We start from the raw sequence: 24,632 nt of genomic DNA on the forward strand, positions 1-24,632 counted from the left end.
GTTTACTTCTTAAAGTTTGACAGGCCCAATTTCAGCCACGCCAGATATTCTTCCGTTCCCACATAGGAAATCGTAGGCGACAAATCCTGCCCGTTCACATCCTGTAGCACATACATAGGCTGTGTGTTGGTCTTGTATCTCGTAATGATAAAGTCGGTCCATTTGTCTCCGATGGTTTCTATTTCCTCGCCTGAATCTTTTGAGACATATTGTTTGTCCAAAGGCAATTCGCGTTTGTCGTCCACGTAAAGCGAAACCAAAATTAAGTCTTCCTTGAGCAGTTTCAATACACGCTCGTCGCTCCAGACGGAGTTTTCCATCTTACGGCAGTTTACACACGCAAAGCCGGTGAAATCAATCATCAAAGGTTTATTGACAGATTTCGCATAAGCGAGAGCCACATCGTAATCGTCAAAAGCAATGATGTCATGCGGACCGTATTTGGCTCCTTCCGGTAAAGCCGATGAAGCTGCTACAGAAGTGCCGCCACCAAAACCACGCGGGCTTTCACTATATTCCATCGGAGGCGGGAATGCATTGATCAATTTGAGCGGTGCACCCCAAAGACCTGGGATCAGATAAACAGTAAACGTCAGGACCAATAAACCGAGCAACAATCTGCCGACGGAAATAAACGGCAACGGGCTGTCGTGTGGCGTGGTGATCTTTCCGAAAAGATATAAGGCCAAAGCACCGAAAACGGCAATCCAGATGGCGATGAATACTTCGCGTTCGAGTAGGTGCGTCTGCATGACCAAATCGGCATTCGAAAGGAATTTGAACGCAAGGGCCAGTTCCAAAAATCCGAGGAAAACCTTTACCGTGTTAAGCCAGCCACCTGATTTTGGCAGCGTATTGAGCCAACCCGGGAACATGGCGAACAACATAAATGGAAGCGCCAATGCCAAGGAAAAACCGAACATTCCAATAGCAGGCCCAATTCCGCCGTGGGTCGCGGCTTCTACCAGGATGGTTCCGACGATTGGGCCGGTACATGAAAAAGATACGATCGCCAAGGCTAATGCCATGAACAAAATCCCGATGATGCCACCGCGGTCGGCTTGTCTGTCCACTTTATTGGCCCATGAATTCGGCAATACGATTTCAAAAGCTCCCAGGAACGATATGGCGAAAAAGATGAGCAATGCAAAAAAGACCAGATTGAAAGTCACATTCGTCGCGAGGTTATTCAAGGCACCTGCACCAAAAATCCACGTCACGAGCAAACCGAGCCCTACATAGATTACAATAATCGAGATTCCATAAGTAATGGCATTTCGTATTCCGGCCGCTTTGGTCTTGCTCTGTTTGGTGAAGAATGAAACCGTCATTGGGATCAGTGGGAAAACGCAAGGAGTCAGCAAGGCCGCAAAACCGGAAAGGAAGGCGACGAAAAATATAGAGAACAAACTGCGCTCTTTCTTTGGTTCCGGGGCGGTTGGTTTTGTAGCAGATTGCGTTGCTACTTTGGTTGTGTCTACCGTTTTGGCTTGGGCTACCGGAGTTATTGCCGTATCAACTGCTGTGGTTGTAGTTTCAGTTACTGGAGTCTCTGTCGTTGGATTTATAACTGTCGAAGTGGTTTTCGCTACAGATAGGTCTATCTGCGGCAGCGTAAACGTAAATTTCACATCGTCGTTGATGCAGACTTCCTTACAAACCTGGTAATCGAGCGAAGTTTCTATCGTCTTTAGTTTTGCATTGAGGATTTTGACCTTCTGCGTAAAGACAGCTTTCTTTTCAAAATAGACTTCGTCAACGCCAAAGGTTTCGTTGAAATGCCGTTTGGTGGCACTTTCGGCCGTTTTACCAATAAGCTGGTAGTTTCCGGAAGCATTTTTATATTCAATCTCTACGGGAAGCGGTCCGCCATCAGGAGTGAATTGGGAATAGACGTGCCATTCGTTTTCAATCGTGGCTTCCATGATTAGTTTCACTTCGGAACCGGAAACCTTTTCGACACGTGAAGCCCATTTGACGGGTTTTACTATCTGGGCCGAAACGTTCGTAAGGAAACCAAAGGCAAGGAGTAGATAAAGTAGTTTTTTCATTCGGTAGTCAATCGCAAAATGGTTGTAGTTGTAGTTTGTATTTTGAAGCGTTCGTCCTGTCTCATCCCAATGACCCAGACTATTTTTCCTTCAGACAACAAAAGCCAGACATCCTCTTTTTTATGGAGCGGGATTTTTTCGTCTTTGAAAAATTTACTAAGTTTTTTGGATTTTCCACCCATTCCGAGCGGACAGAACGTATCGCCTTGTTGCCATCGCCTTATTTCCAACGGAAATTCGAGCAAAGAAGCGTCGGCAAATATAACGGTATTTGAAACGTCCGATATAGATTCAACCTTCTTAATCTCAAGTTTTACAGGAAAATTAACGATAGTATCAGTCGTGTCGATGCGGTAACTTTTTGAATCGGCTGTTTCCCGTCTTGGAAAAAGCAACAACCGGTTTCTGTCGCGAAGTAAGGTATGTGTAGGTGAGTGGACTTGTTTTCCACTGATTGCTGCGGTAAGTTCGGCAATATCATCCCAGGCTGAAAAACCGTATTCGCGAAGCCATTGATATAAATAGGAGGCGAAATTAGGCAGTTTGAGCAATGTGTCGAGGTCGAAAGAAATCTCGTCGCCATTTTCTGTTGCGATACGCTGATAGACCATGATGGCAGCATCTTCTGCCATGGTTTGTGTTTGTTGCAGATAATTTTGCGTATCTGCGAACGAATTCAGGAACGACGGCTGCAGCTGTTTCAAAAGCGGAACGATGTCGTGTCGTATTTTGTTCCGAAGGTATTTGTCCGATGCATTGCTGCTGTCTTCTCTCCATTCTATGCCTTCCGATGCAGCGAATGCAGCGATATCCTCACGCGAAAAAGCCAGCATCGGCCGCACGATATATCCGTTTCGGGCAGGGATTCCGGTCAGGCCTTCAATTCCGGTTCCGCGACTCAGGTTGATGAGGAAGGTTTCGAGATTGTCATCGGCGTGATGTGCGGTCAGGATAAAATCAAGATTGTTTTGGGAACGGATTTCCTCAAACCAGTTGTATCTTAATTCACGGGCGGCAAGTTGGATGGACAAACCGGTATCCGAGGCGAATTTTTGGGTATCGAATTTTTGCAGATAAAGCGGAATCGAATGTGAATCGGCATACGCTTTTACAAAATCGGCATCGTTATCACTCTCCAATCCGCGTAAACCGAAGTTGCAATGGACGAGAGAAATATCAGAACCCATACGTCGGAACAATTCACTCATAACCATACTGTCGAGCCCGCCGCTGCAGGCAATGAGCAGTTTTTTTCCGTTAAGAAAAGAAAAACCGTTTTGAATATGTTGTCCGAATCTATCCTGCATCAGTCTCGTTCGTTTCCAGCACTTTTCGCATCGCCACAGCTTTGACAAGGCATTCTTCATATTCCAGATGAGCGTCCGATGCAGCGGTGATGGCACTTCCGACCGAAAAAGATACATATTCACGGTCGCTGTCATACAGAATACTTCGGATGACCACATTGAAATCAAAGTCACCGTTCGGCATAAAATAGCCGAGAGCGCCGCTGTAGACACCACGTTTGGTTTCTTCGAGCTCCTCGATGATCTGCATGGCCGATATTTTTGGCGCACCCGTCATGCTGCCCATTGGGAACGTCGTCCGCAACACTTCCACCGGGCTCAGGTTATGTTCCACTTCCGATACGACGGTCGAAATAAGATGATGCACCTGCCGGAAGGTATACGGCTGGCACAATTCTTCAACGTGGACGCTGCCTTTTGTGGCGGTCCGCGATAAATCATTACGGACAAGGTCTACGATCATGATGTTTTCCGATCGTTCTTTTTCATTGGCGGAAAGTTCGTGTCGGATGTTTCTGTCTTCGTCCGGATTTTCACTTCGGCCTGCCGTGCCTTTTATAGGCTGGGAAATGATTTTATGCCCTTTTTTCTTTAAATAACGTTCAGGAGAAGCACTTAAAATATATTGGTTCGCGTGTTTGAAATAAGCCGAAAACGGAGGTTCCGAAATAGCGTTCAGGTTCCTGAATGTCGGCAATGGATCAATCTGGGCCGGATGCGCGTAGAATTCCATGCAGAAATTGGCTTCGTAAATGTCACCGCGATGGATGTGATTGGCCAATTTGCTGAACTTTTTCAGATAATCGTCGTGCGAAATCCGCTGACGGACGAGAAGCGGTTTTTTTGAAGATGCAACTTTTGGGACGATTCTTTGGATCGATTCGAAATCGGCTTCCATTTCATCATCGCACATGGGTAAATATAATAGTTCAACATCGGAACCTTTGATCACAAACAACTTTTTAGGTTGGAAAAAGTATAAATCGGGAAAACCGAGACAGTCGAGGTTGTTTGAATTCAGTGCTTCCACATCGTTTTTCAGGTCATAAGATAAATAACCGAATAGCCAGTCTTTTGTGGTTTTCTGCAATTCTTCGAGATCGTTGAAAGCGTTGACGGAATCTGTTTTAAGCGACAGGAATGCATCTGCGGCCAGCACGCAATCATAATCTGAATACGTTTGTTCGTAACCGTTGCTGTCCAGAAACTGTACTTCGCGGAACTGTTGTGCCCACTCGAGCAATTGCTGCCTGAAATGGTTTGGATTCGGTATTTTCCTGTGTAAAACGGTTCTCAAAATGAAAGAAGCTATTTTCAAAATTACAATAATTCGCCGTCAATGAAAGGGCCAAAATTTCTGGCACGATTGTTATTGCGCCTCGAATTGTGAAATCTTAAACCATCGCGGATATCGAAACAATTTTACATAGACTTTTAACATTGTGTAATTTAAAATCCGTGAATTTTATGAAATCTATTTCTCTTTTTGCAGCCATGGTTTTGGTTGCCGTTGCTTCATCCTGCAAGCAAAGTGATTTTTCCAAATCAGAAGAAGCCGTTTCCACTACAGAAGAATCCGTTTCCGCGGAACCTGCCCCAACGGCAAAACCAGTGCAGGGCCGCAAGTTCGTAAGAACCGCCGATATGCGTTTCAAAGTCAAAGACGTTGCAAAATCTACATTTGAAGTCGAAAAATCGGTGAACCGTTTTGGCGGATTCGTAGTCGAAACCAATCTGCAAAGCAATGAAAATGGTACGGAAACCGCCAAATTGAGCCAGGACAGCATTGTGGAAACCAAACGGTTTACAGTCACAAACGATATGATCATACGGGTTCCGAATGCCAGGCTCGATTCTCTTTTAACAACAGTCCAAAGCCAGGTTGGGTATTTAAACCATCGGGTCATCAAAGCAGAAGATGTTCAGTTGAAGATGCTCGCCAACCAAATGGCACAGCAACGCCAGCAGAAATACAATGCACGAATGGAGAACGGAATCGACTCCAAAGGCCGGAAACTAAAGGATGTGGTTGATGCCGAAGATAGGTTGACGACAAAAAACGAAGAAGCCGATTCCGCCAAAATCCAGAACCTTGATTTAGAAGATAAAGTGGCTTACAGCACGGTTTCGCTTCAGTTGTACCAAAATGAAACCGTCCTTCGTGAAGTGCTTGCGAATCCGGAAAGCCTGACTTATAAAACCAGTTTCGGAACACAAGTTACGGATAGTTTGCTGTTCGGCTGGAACATTCTCCAAGGCCTGATCACGTTCTTCTTACGCTTCTGGACCATCTGGCTCATAGGACTTTTGGTTTTCTTTATCCTGACCAGAAGGACAAAGAAAATCGCCCTCAAATAGTCCAATAAAAAACGGCTGATTTTTATCAGCCGTTTTTATTTCTAAGGTATAACACATCTTCCGATCTTTTGAACTTCCGAACTCCCGAACCAAAAATCAAATCCCCGAAAAAGTATCTCCATCGCGAATATTCCCGCCTTCAAAACCTTTGCGGAACCATTTGACGCGTTGGGCAGAAGTGCCGTGTGTAAATGAATCGGGGACGACACTGCCTCTCATACGCTTTTGTATGGCGTCGTCACCCACGGCATTGGCGGCACTTAACGCTTCTTCTATATCGCCTTCTTCAAGCGAGTGGGTGCGTTGTTCGTTGTAATGCGCCCACAGTCCGGCATAAAAATCGGCTTGAAGTTCCAAAGCCACCGACAATTTATTCGCTTCGGTTTCGCTCATGCCTTGCTGCATCTGTCGGACTTTTGCCGATGTGCCGAGCAAGGTCTGGACGTGATGCCCGACTTCATGCGCAATGACATAAGCGATGGCGAAATCGCCGCCTTCAGCCCCGAAACGGCTTTTAAGTTCATTAAAGAATTTAAGGTCGATATATACCTTCTGGTCTGCGGGACAATAGAACGGTCCGGCGGCCGAAGTCGCATTGCCACATCCGGTCTCGACACCATCGTCAAATAAAACAAGCCCCGGATTTTTATAGGTCATTCCATTTTCGGCGAAAATTTTGGCCCAGGTATCTTCTGTATCGGCCAGTATGACGCGAACCATTTTGCCCATTTCGACTTCTTCGGGTGTAAGTTCCCGTGTTTCGGTCTGGGTTTGCTGTTGTACTGATTGTTGCTGTATCTGATTCAGGAGTTCTGATGAATCGCCGCCCATGAACATATTGATCAGTAAAAGAACAAGACCAATCACACCGCCGCCAATGGCAACCTGTCCGCCTGAAACCCCGCGTCTGTCGTCTACGTTATCGCTTTCGCGACGTCCCATCCATTTCATAAATAGAAAATTAAGTGATAACTAATGTACTTAATATTCCATTAGGAACACAGACTAAGTGGACAAGGTATTATTCGGTTTGCTCAGAGATAACAGATTCTTTAGTAGTATCTGCCGGAAAACCAACAATCTGTTTATATAACGTATACACAAAAGCAAAAAGGAACGGCAAAGTAAAAATGAAGCCAATCGAAAATATAGAAAGAGCCGGAAGTGCTGTCGCGATACCTATAAACATAGGTAATAAACCTGAAATAGCTACAAAGATGGCCAATACATACAGAGAAAAAATCGTTGAAAATTGTTTCGAAATGAGTTTGAAACTGGCGCTCAATGCCTCTAAGGGACCGAACTCACCAAAGATTACAAGTGGTATCGCCAACAGTGAAAAGCATCCGAACAGAAAACTGAACGCGATATTTACCGTCGAAAAGCCTGGAAAATGAAGTAATTCCACACCGGTAGAAACACAGGTAGTTATGAGACTTACAACCACTCCAAGTAACAATACGTTTCCAAAAGTGCGTCGCCCGTAATGGATAAAGGCAGTGCCGAGGTCAAGTTGGTTTTTTGTATCGGCACGATGATTCATTTCTATGAGTCCTGCATTATATGGAGTGATTGCTGTATTGAGCAAGCCCATAAACCCCATATAAAGAGCCAGTGCGCCCGGGCCCAGCGAAGTTATTGTAATATTTTCAGGTTTTCCTACCAGTTTATCAATCCCAAAAACGGAAAGCATAATGCAAATGACAACAGGAACCACCAGCATACAAAGTACCGTAAGAGCAAGGCCGCCCCAGGCAAATGTTTTTTTGAAATGCTCCTTGGTTTCGGCCAGTACATTGTTAAAATCCAGTTCATAGCCTTCTTGCATGAGTTTTTCAACTCTGTCATGCATTCCCTTTTTCATAGCGTGATTTTACAGGCCAATATTACTCAAATTTTCAAAGCCATTTGAGGATTTTTTGCAGCAGTTTCCACTTTGCGGAATAGGGCGGATAACGCAACGAAGGATCTATCCATTGCCCTCTTTGCAGCACTGCTTTTTTGTGGGTGAAGGTATCAAATCCGAATTTGCCGTGGTAAGCACCGTATCCGGAAGCCCCGATTCCACCAAAAGGTAATTTTGGATTGGCAAATTGCAACACGCTATCGTTGATACAGGCACCTCCACACGGCTGTTTGGCAATCATTTTTTTAGCTTCGGATGTATCGTTCCCAAAAACATAGAAAGCAAGTGAATGGCTGAATCGTTTGAGGATTTCGTCTCGTTGCAGAACTGAATCGTATGCAATGACCGGAAGTATGGGGCCAAAGATTTCTTCCGACATTATGGGCGTTTCGACAGATTCCAGATCGATTATCGTCGGTTCGAAATAACGTGTTTCGGCATTGGAATTCCCTCCGGAGAAAATGCGCTCGTCTTGAATCAGTTTTTGGAGACGGATGCAATTATCGGTATTGACAATCCTTCCGTAATCTGGCGAAACCGACGCGTCCTGTCCGTAACTTTTGCTGATTTCGGTTCGCATGACTTCCATCAGTTTTGATTTTTGTGCCGATGGAACCAACACAAAATCAGGAGCGATACAGGTTTGTCCGCAATTGAAGAATTTTCCCCATACGATCCGTTTTGCCGTCAATTCCAGATTAGTATCGTCTAAAATCAGGCACGGATTCTTTCCGCCGAGTTCCATGGTCGTGGGCGTGAGGGTTTTGGCGGCTGCTTCGGCTACTTTTTTCCCGATTGAAATGCCGCCGGTAAAAAAGATATAATCCCATTTTTCTTCAAGTAAAGATGAAGCGACCTTCACATCTCCGTTCACAACACGCATTTCATCTGGATCAAAGACCGATGCTACCAATTGTGCAATTGCGGATGCCGTGTTCGGAGCGAGCTCAGACAGTTTTACTACTACGGAATTTCCGGCCGCATAAGCCGCGATTACCGGTGATAGCGATAAATTGAACGGATAATTCCAGGGTGCATACACGAGAACTTTTCCGTACGGCACGTTCATGATATAATCGCGGCTCGGGAAATTCAGCAGGGACGGCCAGACGCTTTTGGTCTGTGACCATCGTTTCATGTTTTTAAGGAATAATTTGATGTCGCCAATGATATAACCGGTTTCAGAAACGCGGGCTTCAAATGCAGGTTTGCCTAAATCGAGGAACAGTGCCTTTTCTATGGTTTCCAGATTTTCCTCAATGGCGAAAAGAAGCGCTTTGAGTTTTTGCTTTCGGGCATCTATGTCGTACGGATATTTCATTGGCTGACTGGTTCTTCAGCAAGTTCCGATAAATTTATGATATGACAATCTGAAGTGGCGCAACGTTTTTTGAAAGACTTTTCATGATGATGCGGCCTTCCACAACGCATCTTCCGGAACCGGCGCGACAATGTGAACGGGTTCTTTTTTGACCGGATGGATGAATTGGAGTTCGCGTGCGTGGAGTGAGATGCCTCCATCCGGATTGCTGCGGTCAAAGCCGTATTTGAGGTCGCCTTTTATGGGTGAACCGATGACGGAAAGCTGAGATCTTATTTGATGATGACGACCCGTAAACAAATTGATTCCCAGTAAGTAATATTTGTCGAGTTGTTTCAAAACTTTATATTCAAGTTCGGCTATCTTGCTGTTCGGGACTTCCTTGGCATGAGCCTTTGAAGTATTGCTTTTTTCGTTTCGTGTAAGATAATGGACGAGTCTTTCCGATTCTTTTGAGGGCTTGTTTTTGACCAGCGCCCAATATGTTTTTTTGGTTTCGCGGTTCTTGAAAAGTTCGTTGAGCCGTTCAAGGGCTTTTGAGGTCCGGGCAAAGACAACGATGCCCGTAGTCGGTCTGTCCAACCGATGGACAACGCCCAAAAAGACTTCGCCGGGTTTGTTGTATTTATCCTTGATGTATTCCTTGACGACATCAGATAAAGGCTTGTCGCCGGTTTTGTCTCCCTGAACGATGTCACCGACGCGTTTGTTGACGACAATCAGGTGATTATCTTCAAAAAGTACCTGAAGATTTGTTTTGTCGGAAAGGATCTTAGATGACGACACGTTGGGTTAAGACTAATGGTTGTTCTGGAAATGTATGCGCTAGGGATGGCGGCACTGTCGGAGCTCTTTAGACTACCTGAAAGATTTATTTATAATTGGGGTTTGTAGTCTAAAAGCGACTGCCGACAGCCCGGGCTGAAAGCAGCGCCCCAAAAATCAATATTGTTCCGAAGCGTTCGGAAAGTCACTCGATTTCACATCGGCTACATAATTCCCGATGGCGCCCGTCATTTGTTCATATAAATTCAGATAACGGCGTAAAAACCTGGGGCTGAATTCATTGTTCATTCCAAGCATATCGTGAATCACCAGAACCTGTCCGTCAACCCCGCCGCCGGCACCGATCCCAATGATAGGAACGTTGACGCTTTTGGCTGCTTTTTCCGCGAGTGCTGCAGGAATTTTTTCGAGGACGATGGCAAAACAACCTAACCTTTCGAGTAGTTTCACATCTTCCAGGAGTTTTTCAGCCTCGGCTTCTTCTTTGGCGCGGACCGTATACGTCCCGAATTTATAGATCGATTGAGGCGTCAACCCCAAATGTCCCATGACCGGAATTCCGGCGTGTAAAATTTTCTTGATCGAATCCTTGATTTCGCTTCCGCCTTCAAGTTTGACGGCATGTCCACCGCTTTCTTTCATGATCCGGATCGATGACCTAAGCGCTTCTTTAGGATCACTCTGGTAACTTCCGAAAGGCAAATCGACTACAACCAAAGCACGTTTAACCGCTCGGACCACAGACGAAGCGTGATAAATCATTTGGTCGAGCGTAATGGGCAACGTTGTTTCATGTCCGGCCATTACGTTTGAAGCCGAATCACCTACAAGTATCACGTCGCAACCAGCAGCATCGACCATGCCTGCCATGGTAAAATCGTAGGCGGTGAGCATGGAGATTTTCTCGGCATTGGCCTTCATTTCAATAAGTGATTGAGTGGTGATGCGCTTGTAGTCTTTTTTTGCGACGGACATGTGTTGTTGTTTTAGAGGCGTAAAGGTAATTAACAATTAATGATTAATGATTAATAAATAATCACGGTTAAAGCTGGCTGACATTGAACGGTGGCCAGAAATGTTTAGCCATAAAATTGTGGAGACATCATTTTTAACAAAAGATGCATTTTTTAGCTTATGCTCAGTTCGGGCAAGCCCTCGGGTCTGTATCTGGAGTAATTCAGGAAGCCCTATCTTTTCACAGGGAAGGGGCCAGTGTTGTCCCTACAAAATCCAAATTGAATTGATTACAGAAAAAATGTATTTTTTGTTAAAATTTGTGTTTTATATGCATGCATTAACTTGGAACTTGTAATCTATGATTGTGTTGATTTTATCCATCGGCATCCTTCGTTAATCTGTTCTCAGCAATAATCACCTTTAGTTTCACAATGAAAAAAAGTTTTCGCTTCTGGTATTAATCATAAATTCCTTCCGACCTTTGACCAGTGAACACTATACTCATCATAGACGACGAAGAAAAACTGCGCGGCCTCCTCGCGCGTATCATCAAAGCAGAAGATTTTGACGTCATAGAAGCATCAGATTTAAAATCCGGTTTCAAAAAACTTGAGCAAAACGAGATAGACGTAGTGTTGTGCGATGTCAAACTCCCGGATGGGAATGGAGTCGAAGCTGTCAGTAAGCTCAAATCGATTTCGTCGTATTCAGAAATAATATTGCTGACTGCTTTCGGCAAAATCCAGGACGGTGTACTTGCCATGAAAAACGGTGCATTCAACTACATCGTCAAAGGAGATGACAACGACAAGATAATTCCGTTGCTGCATCAGGCTTGTGAAAAGGCCGACCTGCAGAAAAAAGTTGCACTGCTTGAAAAAAGGGTTTCAAACACCTATTCATTCGACGGTATTATAGGGAATTCCAAACCGCTACAGCTAGCTATCGAACAGGCCAAAAAAGTTTCGGTGACGCATTCCACCGTTTTGCTTACGGGTGAAACCGGAACCGGGAAAGAGGTTTTCGCACAGGCCATACACCAAAACAGTCCGAGGGCCAATAAATCTTTCGTAGCACTCAACTGTAGTACGTTCAGCCGTGAAATCCTTGAAAGCGAATTGTTCGGTCATCAGGCAGGTGCTTTCACCGGAGCCATAAAAAACAAAAAAGGGTTTATTGAAGAAGCCAATGCAGGCACGCTTTTCCTTGACGAAATAGGAGAGATGCCGTTGGAATTACAAGCTAAATTGCTTCGGGTGTTGGAAACCGGAACGTTTTTCAGATTGGGCGAAACTGTTGCAAGAAAGTCAGATTTCCGACTGATTGCCGCGACGAACCGCAATCTCAAAGCCGAAAGCGAGGCACACACATTCCGGCCTGATTTATATTTCCGACTCAATATTTTCGAGATACGGATTCCAACTTTGAGAGAACGTTCGAAAGATATTCCCGTGCTCACCGATTTCTACACGGTCCAGTTTTCTCAAAAGATGAACCGCAAAAAACTTGATGTGTCAGCTGATTTCATACAAAAATTACAGGCTTATAAATGGCCGGGAAATATCCGTGAACTCAAAAACGTGATTGAAAGAGCTGTGATTCTTTGTCCCGGTGAAATTTTGGAGTCCGATGTTCTTCCGTCTGAAATCATAAATCTATCTGCCCCAACTTCCGGAAGCGTCTCTGCCTTTTCACTTGCAAGTGCCGAAAAACTACAGATACAGAAAGTCTATAATCACACAGGCGGAAACAAAGCAGAAACCGCAAGGCTTCTCGAAATTGGCATCGCGACCCTGTACCGCAAGCTCGAGGAATACCAGATTTCATAAAACACAGCACTTCCATTTTGATAAAAGCCTTTCATTTTGATAGGCTTTTTTGTTTTGCCACAATTCGATAATTAATCGCTAATCTTTAATTATTAATTAGTTGCGTTGTGATTTCATTTTTAGGAACGGCGTTTGGCAAGCGGGGCGCGAACAAAAATTTTTTCCTGATGAAAAACACCATCATCAGCATACAGGGCAAAGCGTCCCGTTTAGCTGAAATCACCAAAACCTGCCTCCGAACCGGAAATATAGTCCGGGCCCGCAAATGCCTGTTGGCCGCCGAAGAACTACTCAAAAACGGCAGCCTTGAAACCAAAGTGGCAATCACCAATGTCTATGTGTTTTCGGTATCGGGTTTCATGGAACTCCGGAACTGCCGTATCAGCGGTTTGTTTCCGCCGTTGTTGCATGCCGAATACATCAGTCAAATCAACGCGACAAGTGTTTAAATCCAGTCTTATAATGATGACGATTATCTTATTAGCCTTAGGCTTTGTCCTGTTTGGTATCTGTTTCAAATCAATTGACTTTTTTGAAAAAATGTAATGATGACAGCACTCTTTATTGTATCACTACTCGTTTTCGGCTATCTGGTCTATGTGCTGATCAAGCCTGAAAAATTCTAACACCGTCACCAAATGAACACTGAAATTACGGGCATCATCCCGGTATTCGGACTATCCATCCTGGCAGCCATTCCGTTCGGACGCTTCATTGCCCGCACATTCCTCGGAATGAAAACATTTCTCGATCCGGTATTCAAACCGATAGAAAACCTCATTTTCAAAATTTCCGGTATCGACCCGGATTGCGAAATGAACTGGAAACAGTATCTCAAAGCGATGTTGGGCGTGAACCTGCTTTGGTTCGTCCTGTGCTTTTTTGTGTTACTGACACAAGGATCGTTGCCACTGAATCCGGACGCAAATCCATCCATGACGCCGGACCTGGCTTTCAATACAGCCATTTCCTTTGTCGTCAACTGCGACTTGCAGCATTATTCAGGCGAAAGCGGACTGTCTTATCTGGGCCAGCTGATGCTGATGTTCCTGCAATTCGTATCAGCCGCAACCGGTATCGCCTCAGCCATTATGGTGTTTCGCGCCATGAAGGATAAAACAACGGATAAACTCGGCAACTTTTTCTCAAACCTCGTCAAATCGTGCACCCGCATTTTATTGCCGGTGTCGTTGATCGTGGCACTCGTCCTTGCTTTCCAGGGAACGCCGATGACCTTTGAAGGGAAAGATAAAATCATAACGTTACAAGGTGATGAAGTCGAAGTTTCGCGTGGGCCTGCTGCAGCTTTTGTCGCCATCAAGCACTTAGGAACGAATGGTGGCGGATTCTTCGGAGCCAACTCGGCACATCCGTTGGAAAATCCTAACTACTTTACCAATGCCGTCGAACTCTGGACGCAATTGCTTATTCCGTTCGCGATGATCTTCGCACTTGGTTTTTACCTCAACCGCAAAAAACTGGCTTATGTGATTTTCGGGGTTATGACGGTCGGCTTCCTGCTATTGGTCATACCGACCGTCGTCTCTGAAATGGGCGGAAATCCGGCGATTGAAAAGATGGGTATCGCCCAGGCCGGAGCCATGGAAGGCAAGGAAGTTCGTTTCGGAGCGCCCATGACGGCATTCTGGAGCATCGCTACCACGGTGATATCAACCGGATCTGTCAACGGAATGCACGATTCCACCATGGCCATGTCCGGAAATATGCAATTGCTCGCCATGATGGTCAATTGCTTTTATGGCGGATGCGGCGTGGGATTCCTCAATTTTTACATCTTCATCATCCTGGCCGTTTTCATATCTGGATTGATGGTCGGACGGACACCGGAATTCCTTGGGAAGAAAATCGAGGCGCGTGAAGTCAAGATTGCGGCTTTTATCGCCATTCTTCACCCACTATTGATACTTTCCGGAACAGCACTGGCAGCCTATTGTGCCGCAGGTGACTATGAAATGGGGTGGTGGTTCTCCGGAAAAGCCACGGGTTGGCTCAACAATCCCGGAAGCCACGGATTCTCTGAAATGTTGTACGAATACACCTCATCGGCAGCAAACAACGGTTCCGGATTCGAAGGCTTAGGCGACAACAATCCGTTCTGGAACATTACTACCGGAGTCGTGCTGTTGCTGGCGCGTTTCATCCCGATAATAGGGCCGATGGCCATAGCCGGATTACTTGCTTCCAAAAAGTTCATCCCGGAAAGCGCGGGTACGTTAAAGACAGATACGACCATATTCGGCGTAATGACCTTTGCTGTCATCGCAATTATAGCTGCACTTTCCTTTTTCCCAGCCCTGGCGCTTGGCCCGTTAGCGGAGTATTTTGGGTGAGAAGTGAAATGTGAAAAGTGAAATGTCTGGGCGTATTAGGGCCGTTCGAGATTTTTAATTAGGCCATAGATCATTTTTCCGACACGATCACATTTTACATTGAGCTTATCAATATCACTTGTTTCTCCAAAACCTAAACTGTTTGACAAATGTAATAGCGTATCAAGTTCGGTTAAAGAACCTAACGAAATATATAAGAAATAGATGAATTCCTTTTTCCCTTTCCGAGCCGCTCCTTCGGCAATATTCACCGGAACAGAAACCGCAGCTCTCCGGATTTGCGAAGTAAGTCCGAATCTTTCTGCAACAGGAAATGTGTTTGTAAAAACATACAATTCCTTTACAAGTTCACAGCCTTTAATCCAGGCATTCAGTTTTTGGTGTGGCTTCATATCAAATTATTTTGGCGGAGATATCGAAAGCTACAAATTTTCCGGAAATGCCCAGACATTTCACTTCTCACTTTTAATTTCTCACCAATGAAGTCACAATCCCTCTTCCAACAAGACCAGGTGTTCTCGGCCCTCAAACAATCGTTCGTAAAGCTAAATCCGAAGTTGATGATCAAGAATCCGGTGATGTTTTGCGTTGAAATCGGAACACTTATCATGCTTGTAGTCTGCGTGTCGGTATTGATGGGTAATACGACAGAAGGCAGTTTCGCCTACAATTTCATCATTTTCCTTATCCTTTTTGCCACCTTGCTTTTCGGGAATTTTGCCGAAGCGATTGCCGAAGCCAGAGGTAAGGCACAAGCCGACAGTCTTCGCAAAACCCGTGAAGAAACGTCGGCCCGCCAGATTCTCGAAAACGGAACCCTACGCGAAGTCAAATCATCGGAACTCAAAAAAGGCGACAAATTTGTCTGTGAAAACGGTGATACGATTCCTATGGACGGCGAGATCATCGAAGGTATCGCGACCATTGACGAAAGCGCCATTACAGGTGAATCCGCTCCTGTGATTCGTGAAGCCGGAGGTGACAAAAGCAGCGTTACGGGTGGTACTAAAGTATTGTCCGATAAAATCGTCGTGCAGGTTACATCGGAACCTGGTGAAAGTTTCCTCGACAAGATGATCGCGCTTGTCGAAGGGGCCAGCCGCCAGAAAACCCCGAATGAAATCGCACTGACGATCCTTCTGGCTGCATTTACCCTGATTTTTATCATTGTCTGCGTTACCCTCAAACCGTTCGCCGATTATGCGAATGCGCCAATCACCATTGCCGCTTTCATCTCGCTTTTCGTCTGTCTAATCCCGACCACGATTGGCGGATTGCTTTCTGCGATTGGGATTGCGGGCATGGATCGTGCGCTTCGGGCGAACGTGATCACCAAATCTGGTAAAGCGGTAGAAACGGCTGGCGATATAGATGTGTTGTTGCTGGACAAGACCGGAACGATTACGATCGGAAACAGAAAAGCGACAAATTTCTATCCGGCTCCGGGCGTGAATTTCCACGATTTTGTCGAAGCCGCCGTGTTGAGTTCGCTGGCAGATGAAACTCCGGAAGGAAAATCGATCATTGAACTTAGCAATCAAATGCATTCCGATATCGGCCTAGACATTTCACTTCTCACTTCTCACATCTCACAAACCATCAAATTCACAGCTGAAACCCGTACATCCGGAGTCATTCTCAAAGACGGAACAGACATCCGCAAAGGCGCACAGGACGCGGCAAGACGCATCGCTGAAAATGCGGGCAATGCTTTTCCACCTGAAACTTCAGATAAGGTCACTGAGATTTCTTCAAATGGGGGAACGCCACTTGTCGTGATTAAAAACGGTAAAGTTCAAGGAGTCATCGAACTTCAGGACATCATCAAGACCGGAATGAAGGAACGTTTCGATCGTCTTCGTAAGATGGGTGTCAAAACCGTGATGGTTACGGGCGACAATCCACTGACAGCGAAATTCATTGCCGAAAAAGCGGGTGTAGACGATTTTATAGCCGAAGCTAAACCAGAAGACAAAATGAATTACATCAAAGCCGAACAACAGCAAGGCAAGCTCGTGGCGATGATGGGCGACGGAACGAATGATGCACCGGCGCTTGCCCAAGCCGATGTGGGCGTGGCGATGAATTCCGGAACCCAGGCTGCCAAAGAAGCCGGAAATATGGTCGATTTGGATAACGACCCGACCAAACTGATCGAAATAGTCGAAATCGGGAAACAATTACTGATGACGCGCGGAACGTTGACCACGTTTTCGATTGCCAATGATGTCGCCAAGTATTTTGCCATCGTACCCGCACTTTTCATTACGGCGATTCCGGCATTACAAGGCTTGAATATCATGCGGCTGCATTCACCGGAAAGTGCGATTCTTTCAGCTGTCATCTTCAATGCGATCATCATCCCGCTGCTGATTCCGCTCGCGTTGCGAGGTGTGGCTTACAAACCGATAGGAGCGAGTGCCATTTTGCAACGCAACCTGTTGATCTACGGTCTTGGCGGTATCATCGTACCCTTCATTGGCATTAAATTAATCGACCTCGCAGTAGGTACTTTCTTCTAAAACAAAATCATAAATATGAAAAATCTGTTCATCCAGTTTAGGCTGACCATAATCCTGTTAGTCCTTTTTTGCGGAATCTATCCGCTTGCCGTTTATGCCATTGCCCAATTTGCCCCAAACCACGGGAAAGGAGAAACCGTTTCTGTTGACGGAAAAGTGGTCGGTTACAGACGGATCGGCCAAAGATTCAATGCCTTCAATTATTTCTGGGGCAGGCCATCGGCGGTTGATTACAATGCTGCGGGAAGTGCCGGAAGCAACAAAGGGCCATCCAATGTCGAATACCTTCAACAGGTACAAAAACGTATCGATACCTTCCTTATCGCACATCCATACCTGAAGAAATCGCAGGTTCCATCAGACATGGTAACGGCATCTGGCAGCGGCCTGGATCCCGATATTTCCGCCGAAGCCGCGTTGGTCCAGGTCAAACGTGTTGCCGGGGCGAGAAAATTAGACGAATCGAAAGTAAGACAGCTCGTCGAATCCAAAATCTACAGACCAGTAATCGGGACGGTAACGGTAAACGTACTGGAACTGAACCTCGCGCTTGACGAATTAAAATAACAACTATATAAACATGACAAATTTCAAAACACTAAGTTTTTTAGTATTGGCATCTATTGGACTTAATGCCCAGACCGATTCCCTGAAGACTTCCAGAATCCCGTTCGAAGGCATGGACCTGACCTGGATCAACGGTCAGAACCGCCAAAAGGATTTTCCACTGACCTTAAAGGATAAAGACGGAGAGACAATCGTAACCGGTGTCGCTTATGTGGATGCCTACTACAATTACGACTTCCACAATCCGCAGGACAATACCCATACGATATCTTCTTCGATCGGGCGCAGCAATGAATTCACGATCAATATGGCCAGCATCGGGCTCGAAACCAATTACAAAAACGTAATCGGGCGGCTTTGGCTGCAGTACGGACAGATGGCTTCCATAGTCCAGGATCTTGACGGAACCGTTGGCCATGGCCGCAACACAAGCGTCAATAACTTAAAGTATATCCGCGAAGCTGCGGCAGGTTATCACTTTAACGTGGCTTACGGGCTTAATGCGGAAATGGGTATTTTCATGAGCTACATCGGGCTCGAAAGTTATGTGATAGGCGAGAACTGGTCCTACCAACGCAGCATGGTGTGTGATTTCACCCCGTTTTATTTCCAGGGTGCACGTTTTCAGTTCTTTCCGTCAAAGCGTTTCAAGACCGAACTCTGGCTGCTCAATGGCTGGCAAACCTACAACGGCTGGAACCAGGGGTTGGGCATCGGGTCATCCAATTATTACAGACCGAACGAAAACCTGCAGCTCGTCGCCAATTTCTATTTAAACGGACAGGATACGCGCAATAATTCCGATGTCCGCAGATTCCATCATGACAATAGTGTCGTGTACAGATATTACCGCAATACAGGGGGCAACGGTATTTCACAGGCCGGTTTCAGCCTTAATACCCATTACGGTTTTCAGTCGGGCGGAGGCTTGGAGGCAAAAGATAATTATATGTTAGGGACTTCGCTTGCCAACAGGATCTGGTTCCATAAAAATAAACTCGCGTTGACGTTACGGGGTGATGTCATAACCAACCCTGGCGCTTATCTTGCCTTTTCGCCTTCCCCGGTCGCGGATAATGATTTCAACGATGCACTTGCCTCCGGAAAAGACCTGAAGATGTTCCAGGGAACGGCTACCTTCGATGTGATGCCGAACGATTTCATCACCTTCCGTCTTGAATACGGTTACCGCAGCAGTAATGTACCTTATTTTGCGGGCCCGAATGGGACGACAAGCCCGGACGGTTGGGTCGATACAAACGTAGGCGATTGGCGGCCTGACTTGCGAAAATCTGAAAACCGGCTGACACTGGCCGTGAATTTCAGGCTTTGAATTAGTTGCAGAAGTGTGTGTTTTGGCGCTCGGGGACGATTTAAGTTGTTTCCGGGTTGCCTGTTTTAAACGGAACCTGTTATGGAAAATAAAAACGATGCCCGACATTTTCTCGACTTAATCCAGCGTTCGCGACGCGGCAAGTTCAAGATTTACGTCGGCATGAGCGCCGGTGTCGGCAAGACGTATCGTATGCTTCAGGAAGCTCACAGCCTTTTGCGAAGCGGTATTGATGTCAAGATCGGATATATAGAAACGCATAACCGGGCAGAAACACACGCATTGCTCGACGGTTTGCCCGTGATTCCCAGAAGACGCTTGTTCTATCGCGGCAAAGACATAGACGAAATGGACACACAGGCCATCCTTAACCTGAGGCCGGAAGTCGTCATCGTCGATGAATTGGCGCATACGAATATCGAAGGCAGCAAGAACGAGAAGCGCTGGCAGGATGTGATCGATATACTCGAAGCCGGAATCAACGTGATATCGGCCATAAACATCCAGCATATCGAAAGCCTCAATGAAGATGTAAGGCGAATCACAGGAATCGAAGTAAAAGAACGTGTGCCCGACAGTGTGTTGAGACTGGCAGATGAAATGGTCAACATCGATCTGACCGCAGACGAATTAATTGCCAGATTGGAACAAGGCAAAATTTACCGCGAGGATAAGATTGCCCAGGCACTGCGGAATTTCTTCAAGCCAGATCAGATCCTTCAACTGCGTGAGCTGGCGTTAAAGGAAGTCGCATCACAGGTTCTCAGGAAAGTGGAAACCCAGGTTCCATCGACGGTTTCAATACGTCACGAACGGCTTCTGGCATGCATCAGCAGCAACGATAAAACCGCAAAAGCCATCATACGTAAAACCGCACGACTGGCCAATTACTACAATAGTGCGCATTGGTATGTGCTTTATGTGGAACTGCCAAAGGAAAGTCCTGATAAAATTCCGTTGGACAGGCAACGGCACCTGATCAACAATTTCAAGCTGGCGACCGAACTCGGTGCCGAAGTGCTCAACATACAAGGAACCAAAATCAGCGACGTAATCCTGGAAACCACTACCGAAAAGAAAATTACGACGGTTTGCATCGGGAAGCCGCATTTTGGGATAATTCGGGTAATTTTGGCTACGAACAGTTTCAGGAGATTGCTCGACAGCCTGTCGTCATCAAATGTTGATTTAGTCATCTTATCATGAAAACAAAAACCAAACTGAATCTTGCCGTCGGCTTGTTGTTGCTGATGATTTTACTGCTGACGACCATCAGTGCGTGGTACATCTTCGCCATAAAAAAAGATACCGACAACATTCTCAAGGCCAATTACAACACGCTTGAATATTCACGCAATATGCTTGGCGCGCTCGATGATTTTTCAAAAGACAGGAATACGGCAAGCATTGTTTTTGAGCAGAATCTGGAAAAGCAATTAGGCAATATCAGCGAAAAAGGAGAAGAAAAAGTCACGATAGATCTCAAACGGAATTTCGAAAAGCTCAAAGGTTCCGGATCGGATGAAATTGTCAAAGCCCAGATCAGAAGCGACATTTTCGAAATCATGAAACTCAATATGAGTGCGATAAAAGTCAAAGGCGACCTGGCTAAAAGAACCGCCGATACCGCGAACCTATGGATTGCCATTGCCGGGACTTTCTGTTTCCTGATCGCATTCAATTTAATGATAAACCTGCCGGAAAATATCGCCAACCCAATCCGCGAACTAACCGACAGCATCCGTGAGATAGCAAAAGGAAATTACACCCGCCGCGTCCATTTCAAAAACCGCAATGAATTCGGTGATCTGGCGCGGTCGTTCAACACCATGGCCGAAAAACTCCAGGAATACAATAACAGCAACCTCAACAAATTGCTGGTCGAGAAAAAACGCATCGAAACCTTGCTCGACAACATGCACGATCCGGTTATCGGGCTTGATAAAAACGGGATTATTTTGTCTGCCAACGACCAGGCATTGCGAATCCTTGGCCTCAAAGTTTCGGATGTAGTAGGCAAAGATGCGGAAGAAGTCGCAGGCCGGAATGACCTCATGCGTTCTTTGCTGTCGGAAGCCACAAATAAAAAGGCTATGAAGATTTATGCCGACGGAAAGGAAAGTTACTTTGAACCGGAAAAAGTCAATATCCGCGTTGTCCCGACGGGTGAAAATGACGTTGCGGACATTGGAAATTTCATTATCCTGCGGAACATCACGGCTTTCAAGGAACTCGATTTTGCCAAGACGAATTTCATAGCCACTGTTTCGCATGAACTCAAGACACCTATTTCGGCCATCAAGCTAAGTCTCAAATTGCTTGAGAAAGAAAATACGGGAACCACAAATGCCGAACAAAAACAGTTGCTCGAAAGCATTAAGGATGACAGCGACCGATTGCTCAAAATTACCGGAGAACTGCTCGAAATGTCCCAAGTAGAAACCGGAAATATACAGCTGACACTGGAAAGTTGCAGCCCGTCTGAAATCATTGAATCGTCACTCGATGCCGTCCGGACACAGGCCGATGAAAAACAACTCGAACTCAAAGTAGAACTGCCGGATACGCCTGTTGCAGTCCGCGCCGACGCTGCAAAGACCTCATGGGTTTTGAACAACCTGCTTACGAATGCCATTCGGTACGCACCTGAAAGCAGTGTCTTAAAAGTTGATGTCAAGGTAAGTGATTCCCGTTTATTCTTTTCCGTTACCGACAAAGGTCAGGGAATCGACGAAAAATATCAGGCCAGGATATTCGACAGGTATTTCCAGGTTCCGGGAAGCTCAAAAACGGGAACCGGGCTCGGATTGGCCATCAGCAGGGAATTCATCGAGGCACAATCAGGCGAAATGGGCGTTGAAAGCTCGGTTGGGAACGGTAGCACATTTTGGTTTTGGCTGCCTCAGATTGAAAGCTGATACTTCCATCATTCTTAAAACAAAAAACCGGGCTGTAATGGCCCGGTTCGTATTTGTTTCTGAAAAAGGATCAGCTTCTTCTGCTCATCAGAATCCGAAGCACATACCAGAACAACAGCATCACAGATGCGAATAGTTGCAAGGCGGCGCCAACATATTGTCCGGTTTCATAATTGTCCTTGATCTGGCCGGTCTGGTATAAGATACTTCCGGAGGCAAGTACCACCATGAATATCGAGAACCACAAGCCAAGGTCAAACCCGAAAATCATTCCGGCGACGATAGCCCCAAGCGCGATGAAACCGCCCATTATGATAGCCGAACGCAGGAATGAAAAGTCTGTATTGGTCAAAAATACAACTGCCGTAAGTCCGGTGAACATGAATAAAGTGACGATAGCGGCCTGTAGGATAACGGCCGATCCTACACTGTAAGCGGCAATGTAAAGCAACGGCAGGAAAATAACAGCTTCAAGAATTACGTAAAGCCCAAGGCCGGCGTACTGTTGCCCGCGCGTAGGGGCAAAAGACATTTTTGTCGAGATCGTACTTCCGAGCCAGAAAGCGCCTAAAAGGAAAAGCCAGATGAATTTTCCGCTGAGCATCCAGATTATCGCCTCTTCCGGGACGACACGAAAAAATAAACATTCAACGGCAATGAAAGCCAGCAATGCCAAAGCGACATGCATATATGTTTTTTTGTAGAAGGCTGCTTTCTCGATATCAGAAGATTCAGAGACTAAAAGGTTGTGATTTTCCATAAATGCTGTTTTGTTTTTACGAAAATAATAAAATAGAATTGTTGTGGCTTATGCAGAATCGAGATTGTTGAAAATTAACCCTTTTGTAATTGCTTCACTTCATCGAGAAGCGGAATCTGGCCGGAATTTATTTTGGCGACTGCCTCTTCATATTCGAACCACGCCGCTTTATCGACTTCCGGAATTTCAAGCAATCGGCCGGATTTTGGCGGCCATTCGATTTCAAACGTATTGCTGATTATGGAATCAGGATCGGCATTTTTTTCAAGGGCGAAAGCAAAAACTACTTTGCCCGATTTTAGCTTCACAGGTTGCAATTCGATAAAATTTGTTTCGTCAGATAAATCAATCCCGGTCTCTTCACGAAATTCACGAATGGCTGTAGACATCGGAAGTTCATCCGCTTCAAATTCGCCCTTAGGTATAGACCACGCGCCATCGTCCTTGTTTTTCCAGAACGGCCCGCCCGGATGGACAAGAAAAAACCGCAAAGGCTGTTTTTGGAACAATAAAATCCCGGCAGATTTTTTAGGCATCGCACACATGATTAATTCTCTAAATTTACAAGAAACAAACGCTCATGGCAAAATATCCGTTCTATACCAAACTGGCGCATGTGCTGGTCAGCCTTATTGCCATCGTCTATATTTCGATAATCGGGCAGACGGTACTTGAGCCTCTGGCGTTTGCGTTGTTGTTTGCCTTATTGCTGCTTCCGTTCGCCGGATGGCTCGAACGCAAACTCAAATTCCCACGAAGCCTTGCCGCCATGACTGCATTGATTGGCTCCGGATTGATCGTGGGTTCGTTGCTTTTTGTTTTGCTGGGCCAACTTTCAGATCTGGCTACGGATTTTCCGGCATTCCAGGCCCAGTTGCTCCAGGCGGTCAATGAAATTCAGACTTGGGTGGCCCAAACATTCCATATCGATAATTCAGCCCAAATCAAATACATCAATGAAGCCGCGAATGGCGCGTTGGGAAAGGGGACGGTTGTTTTGGGGACGATGCTCCTGTCGTTTTCATCGCTGCTGATGTTCCTCGTTTTTACATTCCTGTACGCATTATTCATACTTATTTACCGTCGGTTGCTATACAATGCAGTCGCTGGATTGTTTGATGATTCCCATTCTGAAACCGTAAGCGATGCCGTAAACCAGATTCGCCACGTAGTCAAACGTTACGTGAGTGGTTTGTTTTTCCAGATGCTGATCGTATCGATATTGGCCTGTACGGTTTTTTCCTGTATCGGGATAAAATACGCTATGTTGCTCGGGCTGATTGCGGGTATTTTCAACATCATCCCATACATAGGTATTTTCTCGGCTTTGCTGCTGGCATCTTTGGTGACATTTGCCACGGGAACGCCTGCCGATGTACTTTGGGTCGTGATAGCTGTAGTAATCATTCACGCTATCGACAGTAATATCGTGATGCCGAAAGTCGTCGGTTCGCAGGTTAAGATCAATCCGCTCATGGCACTTTTGGCATTGGTCATAGGCGAAATGATCTGGGGAATAAAAGGCATGTTTTTGAGCATCCCGATTCTTGCCGTGCTTAAGATTGTTTTTGACCGGGTCGACGGACTTAAAGCCTGGGCCGCTTTTTTCGGCGAAGAAGAGATTGGGAAATAGAGCGTTTTCCTTTTGCATCCATAACAAACGACT

General features: G+C 45.8%; 22 protein-coding genes. 11 read left to right on the forward strand and 11 right to left on the reverse strand.

Going from position 1 to position 24,632, the window contains the following annotated elements:
• Window positions 1-2: 2 nt before the first annotated feature.
• From G6047_RS12025 to G6047_RS12035, 3 genes are read right to left on the reverse strand one after another with little or no spacing between them, the layout of a single operon-like run.
• Window positions 3-2,051 carry a protein-disulfide reductase DsbD family protein gene (locus G6047_RS12025; protein WP_169527875.1) on the reverse strand — a complete coding sequence of 683 codons (2,049 nt, stop codon included), beginning with the start codon at window positions 2,049-2,051 and terminating at the stop codon, window positions 3-5.
• Window positions 2,048-3,358 carry a tRNA lysidine(34) synthetase TilS gene (gene tilS / locus G6047_RS12030; RefSeq protein ID WP_169527876.1) on the reverse strand — a complete coding sequence of 437 codons (1,311 nt, stop codon included), beginning with the start codon at window positions 3,356-3,358 and terminating at the stop codon, window positions 2,048-2,050. Before tilS ends, G6047_RS12025 begins: the two co-directional genes overlap by 4 nt.
• Complete coding sequence (locus G6047_RS12035; protein ID WP_169527877.1) at window positions 3,348-4,655, reverse strand: anthranilate synthase component I family protein; 1,308 nt, start codon at window positions 4,653-4,655, stop codon at window positions 3,348-3,350. The genes tilS and G6047_RS12035 overlap by 11 nt, the downstream gene beginning before the upstream one ends.
• A gap of 170 nt (window positions 4,656-4,825) precedes the next feature.
• On the opposite strand from G6047_RS12035, the gene G6047_RS12040 reads away from it, so the two are divergent.
• Window positions 4,826-5,716 (forward strand): DUF4349 domain-containing protein, encoded by an 891-nt coding sequence (locus G6047_RS12040; protein WP_169527878.1) that lies wholly within the window; start codon window positions 4,826-4,828, stop codon window positions 5,714-5,716.
• Window positions 5,717-5,812: 96 nt separating this feature from the next.
• Here G6047_RS12040 and ypfJ read toward each other — a convergent pair whose 3' ends face one another.
• From ypfJ to panB, 5 genes are all read right to left on the reverse strand, one after another.
• Complete coding sequence (gene ypfJ, locus G6047_RS12045; RefSeq protein WP_169527879.1) at window positions 5,813-6,667, reverse strand: KPN_02809 family neutral zinc metallopeptidase; 855 nt, start codon at window positions 6,665-6,667, stop codon at window positions 5,813-5,815.
• A 70-nt stretch (window positions 6,668-6,737) separates the two neighbouring features.
• Window positions 6,738-7,580, reverse strand: coding sequence for a hypothetical protein (locus G6047_RS12050; RefSeq protein WP_169527880.1), 843 nt, complete (start codon window positions 7,578-7,580; stop codon window positions 6,738-6,740).
• Window positions 7,581-7,614: 34 nt separating this feature from the next.
• Window positions 7,615-8,943, reverse strand: coding sequence for an aldehyde dehydrogenase family protein (locus tag G6047_RS12055; protein WP_169527881.1), 1,329 nt, complete (start codon window positions 8,941-8,943; stop codon window positions 7,615-7,617).
• 81 nt (window positions 8,944-9,024) lie between these two features.
• Complete coding sequence (locus G6047_RS12060; RefSeq protein ID WP_169527882.1) at window positions 9,025-9,729, reverse strand: RluA family pseudouridine synthase; 705 nt, start codon at window positions 9,727-9,729, stop codon at window positions 9,025-9,027.
• 156 nt (window positions 9,730-9,885) lie between these two features.
• Window positions 9,886-10,704, reverse strand: coding sequence for a 3-methyl-2-oxobutanoate hydroxymethyltransferase (gene panB, locus G6047_RS12065; RefSeq protein WP_169527883.1), 819 nt, complete (start codon window positions 10,702-10,704; stop codon window positions 9,886-9,888).
• A 470-nt stretch (window positions 10,705-11,174) separates the two neighbouring features.
• Between panB and G6047_RS12070 the strand changes: the two genes are divergently transcribed.
• The 4 genes from G6047_RS12070 (at window position 11,175) to kdpA (ending at window position 14,866) form a co-directional block, all read left to right on the forward strand.
• Window positions 11,175-12,515: a sigma-54-dependent transcriptional regulator gene (locus tag G6047_RS12070; protein WP_169527884.1), complete on the forward strand. Its 1,341-nt coding sequence runs from the start codon at window positions 11,175-11,177 to the stop codon at window positions 12,513-12,515.
• Window positions 12,516-12,682: 167 nt separating this feature from the next.
• A complete protein-coding gene (locus G6047_RS12075) occupies window positions 12,683-12,964 on the forward strand; it encodes a DUF7674 family protein (protein WP_169527885.1) in 282 nt (93 codons plus the stop codon).
• Between the two features lie 99 nt (window positions 12,965-13,063).
• Window positions 13,064-13,141: a K(+)-transporting ATPase subunit F gene (gene kdpF / locus G6047_RS12080; RefSeq protein WP_211165453.1), complete on the forward strand. Its 78-nt coding sequence runs from the start codon at window positions 13,064-13,066 to the stop codon at window positions 13,139-13,141.
• A 12-nt stretch (window positions 13,142-13,153) separates the two neighbouring features.
• Window positions 13,154-14,866, forward strand: coding sequence for a potassium-transporting ATPase subunit KdpA (gene kdpA / locus G6047_RS12085; RefSeq protein ID WP_169527886.1), 1,713 nt, complete (start codon window positions 13,154-13,156; stop codon window positions 14,864-14,866).
• A 35-nt stretch (window positions 14,867-14,901) separates the two neighbouring features.
• Here the strand turns inward: kdpA and G6047_RS12090 are convergent, their stop codons facing one another.
• On the reverse strand, window positions 14,902-15,258 hold the full coding sequence (locus G6047_RS12090) for a four helix bundle protein (RefSeq protein ID WP_169527887.1): 357 nt from the start codon (window positions 15,256-15,258) through the stop codon (window positions 14,902-14,904).
• An 87-nt stretch (window positions 15,259-15,345) separates the two neighbouring features.
• On the opposite strand from G6047_RS12090, the gene kdpB reads away from it, so the two are divergent.
• The 5 genes from kdpB (at window position 15,346) to G6047_RS12115 (ending at window position 22,206) form a co-directional block, all read left to right on the forward strand.
• On the forward strand, window positions 15,346-17,388 hold the full coding sequence (gene kdpB / locus G6047_RS12095) for a potassium-transporting ATPase subunit KdpB (RefSeq protein WP_169527888.1): 2,043 nt from the start codon (window positions 15,346-15,348) through the stop codon (window positions 17,386-17,388).
• A 15-nt stretch (window positions 17,389-17,403) separates the two neighbouring features.
• Complete coding sequence (locus G6047_RS12100) at window positions 17,404-17,955, forward strand: K(+)-transporting ATPase subunit C (RefSeq protein ID WP_169527889.1); 552 nt, start codon at window positions 17,404-17,406, stop codon at window positions 17,953-17,955.
• A gap of 13 nt (window positions 17,956-17,968) precedes the next feature.
• Entirely contained in the window at window positions 17,969-19,288 is a 1,320-nt protein-coding gene (locus G6047_RS12105) for an outer membrane beta-barrel protein (RefSeq protein WP_169527890.1), read from the forward strand.
• Window positions 19,289-19,369: 81 nt separating this feature from the next.
• Window positions 19,370-20,494, forward strand: a complete 1,125-nt coding sequence (locus tag G6047_RS12110; protein WP_169527891.1) for a sensor protein KdpD — start codon at window positions 19,370-19,372, stop codon at window positions 20,492-20,494.
• Window positions 20,491-22,206 (forward strand): sensor histidine kinase, encoded by a 1,716-nt coding sequence (locus tag G6047_RS12115; RefSeq protein WP_169527892.1) that lies wholly within the window; start codon window positions 20,491-20,493, stop codon window positions 22,204-22,206. The genes G6047_RS12110 and G6047_RS12115 overlap by 4 nt, the downstream gene beginning before the upstream one ends.
• A gap of 70 nt (window positions 22,207-22,276) precedes the next feature.
• On the opposite strand, the gene G6047_RS12120 is transcribed toward G6047_RS12115, so the two are convergent.
• Both G6047_RS12120 and G6047_RS12125 read right to left on the reverse strand, forming a co-directional pair.
• Entirely contained in the window at window positions 22,277-22,966 is a 690-nt protein-coding gene (locus G6047_RS12120; protein ID WP_169527893.1) for a Bax inhibitor-1/YccA family protein, read from the reverse strand.
• A 74-nt stretch (window positions 22,967-23,040) separates the two neighbouring features.
• Window positions 23,041-23,502 (reverse strand): NUDIX domain-containing protein, encoded by a 462-nt coding sequence (locus G6047_RS12125; RefSeq protein ID WP_169527894.1) that lies wholly within the window; start codon window positions 23,500-23,502, stop codon window positions 23,041-23,043.
• A gap of 44 nt (window positions 23,503-23,546) precedes the next feature.
• Between G6047_RS12125 and G6047_RS12130 the strand changes: the two genes are divergently transcribed.
• Window positions 23,547-24,599, forward strand: a complete 1,053-nt coding sequence (locus G6047_RS12130) for an AI-2E family transporter (RefSeq protein WP_169527895.1) — start codon at window positions 23,547-23,549, stop codon at window positions 24,597-24,599.
• The last annotated feature ends 33 nt before the right edge of the window (window positions 24,600-24,632 follow it).

It is taken from the genome of Flavobacterium silvaticum, from assembly GCF_012911565.1.
GTDB lineage: Bacteria > Bacteroidota > Bacteroidia > Flavobacteriales > Flavobacteriaceae > Flavobacterium > Flavobacterium silvaticum.

Excerpts from the sequence above, each read along its gene's own strand:
- G6047_RS12025 (WP_169527875.1), bottom strand. The coding sequence starts at position 2,051 with ATGAAAAAACTACTTTATCTACTCCTTGCCTTTGGTTTCCTTACGAAC.
- tilS (WP_169527876.1), bottom strand. The coding sequence starts at position 3,358 with ATGCAGGATAGATTCGGACAACATATTCAAAACGGTTTTTCTTTTCTT.
- G6047_RS12040 (WP_169527878.1), top strand. The coding sequence starts at position 4,826 with ATGAAATCTATTTCTCTTTTTGCAGCCATGGTTTTGGTTGCCGTTGCT.
- ypfJ (WP_169527879.1), bottom strand. The coding sequence starts at position 6,667 with ATGAAATGGATGGGACGTCGCGAAAGCGATAACGTAGACGACAGACGC.
- G6047_RS12050 (WP_169527880.1), bottom strand. The coding sequence starts at position 7,580 with ATGAAAAAGGGAATGCATGACAGAGTTGAAAAACTCATGCAAGAAGGC.
- G6047_RS12055 (WP_169527881.1), bottom strand. The coding sequence starts at position 8,943 with ATGAAATATCCGTACGACATAGATGCCCGAAAGCAAAAACTCAAAGCG.
- panB (WP_169527883.1), bottom strand. The coding sequence starts at position 10,704 with ATGTCCGTCGCAAAAAAAGACTACAAGCGCATCACCACTCAATCACTT.
- G6047_RS12075 (WP_169527885.1), top strand. The coding sequence starts at position 12,683 with ATGAAAAACACCATCATCAGCATACAGGGCAAAGCGTCCCGTTTAGCT.
- kdpF (WP_211165453.1), top strand. The coding sequence starts at position 13,064 with ATGACAGCACTCTTTATTGTATCACTACTCGTTTTCGGCTATCTGGTC.
- kdpA (WP_169527886.1), top strand. The coding sequence starts at position 13,154 with ATGAACACTGAAATTACGGGCATCATCCCGGTATTCGGACTATCCATC.
- G6047_RS12090 (WP_169527887.1), bottom strand. The coding sequence starts at position 15,258 with ATGAAGCCACACCAAAAACTGAATGCCTGGATTAAAGGCTGTGAACTT.
- kdpB (WP_169527888.1), top strand. The coding sequence starts at position 15,346 with ATGAAGTCACAATCCCTCTTCCAACAAGACCAGGTGTTCTCGGCCCTC.
- G6047_RS12100 (WP_169527889.1), top strand. The coding sequence starts at position 17,404 with ATGAAAAATCTGTTCATCCAGTTTAGGCTGACCATAATCCTGTTAGTC.
- G6047_RS12105 (WP_169527890.1), top strand. The coding sequence starts at position 17,969 with ATGACAAATTTCAAAACACTAAGTTTTTTAGTATTGGCATCTATTGGA.
- G6047_RS12110 (WP_169527891.1), top strand. The coding sequence starts at position 19,370 with ATGGAAAATAAAAACGATGCCCGACATTTTCTCGACTTAATCCAGCGT.
- G6047_RS12115 (WP_169527892.1), top strand. The coding sequence starts at position 20,491 with ATGAAAACAAAAACCAAACTGAATCTTGCCGTCGGCTTGTTGTTGCTG.
- G6047_RS12120 (WP_169527893.1), bottom strand. The coding sequence starts at position 22,966 with ATGGAAAATCACAACCTTTTAGTCTCTGAATCTTCTGATATCGAGAAA.
- G6047_RS12125 (WP_169527894.1), bottom strand. The coding sequence starts at position 23,502 with ATGCCTAAAAAATCTGCCGGGATTTTATTGTTCCAAAAACAGCCTTTG.
- G6047_RS12130 (WP_169527895.1), top strand. The coding sequence starts at position 23,547 with ATGGCAAAATATCCGTTCTATACCAAACTGGCGCATGTGCTGGTCAGC.